At 40.1% G+C, this 3,140-nt stretch carries 4 protein-coding genes; all 4 read left to right on the top strand.

Features of this window, described 5'->3' with window-relative positions; genetic code table 11:
- Positions 1 to 115 precede the first annotated feature (115 nt).
- On the top strand, positions 116 to 460 hold the full coding sequence (locus tag NC796_RS26980; RefSeq protein WP_409070429.1) for a glycosyltransferase: 345 nt from the start codon (positions 116 to 118) through the stop codon (positions 458 to 460).
- A gap of 330 nt (positions 461 to 790) precedes the next feature.
- The gene (locus tag NC796_RS26440; protein WP_310688885.1) at positions 791 to 1,948 is read left to right on the top strand and encodes a 6-bladed beta-propeller; all 1,158 of its coding nucleotides are present in this window, start codon (positions 791 to 793) and stop codon (positions 1,946 to 1,948) included.
- A 335-nt stretch (positions 1,949 to 2,283) separates the two neighbouring features.
- Positions 2,284 to 2,694 carry an AraC family transcriptional regulator gene (locus tag NC796_RS26435; protein ID WP_310688884.1) on the top strand — a complete coding sequence of 137 codons (411 nt, stop codon included), beginning with the start codon at positions 2,284 to 2,286 and terminating at the stop codon, positions 2,692 to 2,694.
- A 106-nt stretch (positions 2,695 to 2,800) separates the two neighbouring features.
- Positions 2,801 to 3,019 (top strand): hypothetical protein, encoded by a 219-nt coding sequence (locus NC796_RS26430; RefSeq protein ID WP_310688882.1) that lies wholly within the window; start codon positions 2,801 to 2,803, stop codon positions 3,017 to 3,019.
- Positions 3,020 to 3,140: the final 121 nt, after the last annotated feature.

The raw sequence follows: 3,140 nt of genomic DNA, 5'->3' as shown, positions 1-3,140 counted from the left end.
GTAAGGAGTTGATCTTTGACTTGTTGAGAGAGGTCGGGAAAGGTGAGTTTATCCATGATGTTTTATTCGAAAAATACAAAAACCCAATCACATTTACCCCTTTTATTTAGTGGTAATGACACTAGCTGATAACTGGAGTAAATTAGATCTGAGATGGAATCAACAAGGTTGCATTTATTGGCCTCAAGTTTTGCCTGAATCAGATTTTACGAGAACCACTCTCGAAAAATACGATGAGTTGGTTAATGCTCCTTATATAGTACATTTTCTTTCACAAAGTAAGCCATGGAATTTTAAATGTATGCACCCATTGACGCATAGGTTCATTTATTATTTAAAGGAGAGCCAGTGGTTTACAAAGACAGAATGGATGAAATGGTGGTACAAATATTACTATAGCCGCTTCAAATGGCTTTTAGGCGATTTAAATGAGACATTGAATATGGTGAAGATAAAATAATTTGAAAAATGAATGGACCTGCTCAATTGCTTTCCACATTTCAAAAGAGATAACAATAGCATACATCAATATGTTCAAGACCTATTCCTATTTTTCATGCTTACTACTGTGCTTTGTACTGAGTTGCAGTGCAGAGAAGCCATCCCAAGAAGTGGTGGAGACAACAGAGCTTAAAGATTATGAAACCCTGGTCGGTTTAGAATCAGGCCAGGTGGCTTTGCCCGTTATATTAAAAGTGAGAGAAGATCAAAGTTTTGCAGTGTATGATATTGTCATCGTAATAGCAACGGGTTTCCAAAATTACATTTGGTACCCAAACAATAGGTTGCTATGAAACAGATAATCATTATTCTTGTAATTTTGATGTCATGGGGTCTTGAGTTGCATGCACTTCAAAACGATAGCACTCATATTAGTTTATCTCGGGAAGGTACTTATGGCTCAACGGAAGAAGTCATTGTTGGAGATATAGCCACATTAACGGTTGATGATCAAAACCGGGTATTCATTACAGATACGGATCAAACAACGATTCACGTATTTAATCCGGATGGAAGTTATTTGACGTCTCTTGGGCGTGAGGGAAAAGGGCCGGGAGAGTTTGCTCAAATAAATCGGCACACATCTATGGCAATCCATTCAAATAGTTTAATGGTTTCGGATTTCTACTTTGAAGTACCAAAAGGGATTGAAATATTCAGGCTGAAAGGATTGAATTTTTCACACTCTATTAAGCTACTTGCCGAGAACAGGCATAACTATAAAGTCCTGCAAGGATACTATCCCACACGGTTTTTTCCATTGAATAACGGAACACTTTTGGTCACCTACAGGCAGCCTTTTGACCAGTATGATAAAAAAGCAAGTCTGGTTTACTATGTAATCCAAGACAGCGATGGTTTTATATTACGTGGACCTGTTATAAAACAAAAGGGTCTAACCTATTTGTCCAGCCAGAGAGGGCCAATTAAAGTAATGCACGATTTCCCATTTCATGGTAAACCCTTAATTGCTGTGTCCGATGAAGATTACCTGTATGCTGCCAGAACGGAAGAGTTTAAGATTCAGGTGTATGATTCAAAGGGGGAGCAGATCAATACTATCCAACATTCCTTTGAAGATAGGGATTTTGACGAGGACAAAGTTCTTACACGGTATAATAAGACCGGCTATATGGAGGATAAGCTGGGTGAGAGGGTGCCGTTGAAAATGATCAGGGAGGCGGACAACCTGCCGGAGACCTGGCCAGCCCTGGAGACTATGTTTTTTGATGATGAGGATCGACTGTGGGTTGCTACCATTATCGAAAGTGATGAGGTATATGAGTGGTGGGTGCTGAAGAAATCGGGAGAGCTGATCACCAAGGTTAAGTGGCCGCGTGATAAACCGATAGAAGTTGTAAATAATGGCTACATGTATACCCGAGAGACAGATGAGCAGACCGGGATTCAGGAAATCGTTCGATATGAAATTGAGCTGGATTCATAATGGTAATTAGGAATCTAGTGGAACTATTGCTGTGGACCGCCATTTTGCCCTGAGTCACCTGCAAATTGTGGAGCCGCGGATGCGGGTAGGTGGCGTTCTCAACAATAGGTAGAGAGACTCATGTAGCTCTATTTGTTAACTTATTTGCAGAATCGCATTACACCCGCAAAATATTAGAATCCCCTAATGTTTATTTCTTTTTGTAACGGTGTTCCGACTGAGCTATCTATCATTACTGGTGGGCTGAAGAAATGTTGTTAAGACAAGAGCAGGAGAGTTTGATTCTAAATAGCTCAACAATTCACTCATCATTAAGATATTAAATCACTTATTTCATGGGAGATGATATAAGAAAAGCAGAACGCATTTTAGCGAACTATAGAAGCGAACTACCAGAGCCTGACCCAGACTGGCCTGATGAAGTCCAACGGGTCATAGAATGTATCCATGAGCATTTGTATCGCCCAAACCTTAAGGTCTGCTGGTTGAAGGAGCAGTGCTACATTAATGGGACACATTTTACAACGCTGTTCAAATACTATACAGGGATGGGACTAAAAAAGTACATACAGTACCACCGGCTGAAAGTCGCTAAACAGGTCCTTTCAGAAGATTCATTGAAAGACATAACTATTCTGCAGGTAGCCCTTGCCCTGGGATACTCCGGCAAGGGAGCCTTTATCCACGCTTTTAAAAAACTGCAGAATGATCCACCAGGAAAATGGAGAACGAAACAGTTTGCATAGCTGGGCAATACAGAACTAGGAAAATTCAATGGATTATTCAGGATATCCTGTTTTAGGATAATTACAATAAACCAGTTTGAAATTTTGACCACAAAAAAGGAGTATTATGAAAACCTCGCTCTCTTTTATACTGGCTTTTATAATTTCGTTTGTGACAACCGGTTCTAGTAACAATGCTACCTCCGGTAAAAAGGATTTGGGAAAGCTTTTACCTGGTAACCGGTATGCCAATATAAGTCGTTGTATAGAACAGAATTCAGGGAAAACAGGACGTTGTGACGATATCTTGTGTGGGGGGTTCAAATACCTGCTGCCAAACTACTAGTACTTAATTTCAAAAATTATAGTAATTATTAGCTGGGGACATCGTATATTCCCTCCAACCCTCAATTAAACGCTCATGAATGTTGCCCCAACGATAGAACTAACTCCCGACCAGCGTCAGC

This window comes from Aliifodinibius sp. S!AR15-10, from assembly GCF_031569985.1.
Lineage (GTDB): Bacteria > Bacteroidota > Rhodothermia > Balneolales > Balneolaceae > JAMQKA01.
The sequence above is the reverse complement of the archived record's forward strand: the minus strand, read 5'-3'. Positions and strand labels throughout refer to the sequence as shown.

Coding starts and splice junctions, on each gene's coding strand:
- NC796_RS26980 (WP_409070429.1), top strand. CDS start 116: ATGACACTAGCTGATAACTGGAGTAAATTAGATCTGAGATGGAATCAA.
- NC796_RS26440 (WP_310688885.1), top strand. CDS start 791: ATGAAACAGATAATCATTATTCTTGTAATTTTGATGTCATGGGGTCTT.
- NC796_RS26435 (WP_310688884.1), top strand. CDS start 2,284: ATGGGAGATGATATAAGAAAAGCAGAACGCATTTTAGCGAACTATAGA.
- NC796_RS26430 (WP_310688882.1), top strand. CDS start 2,801: ATGAAAACCTCGCTCTCTTTTATACTGGCTTTTATAATTTCGTTTGTG.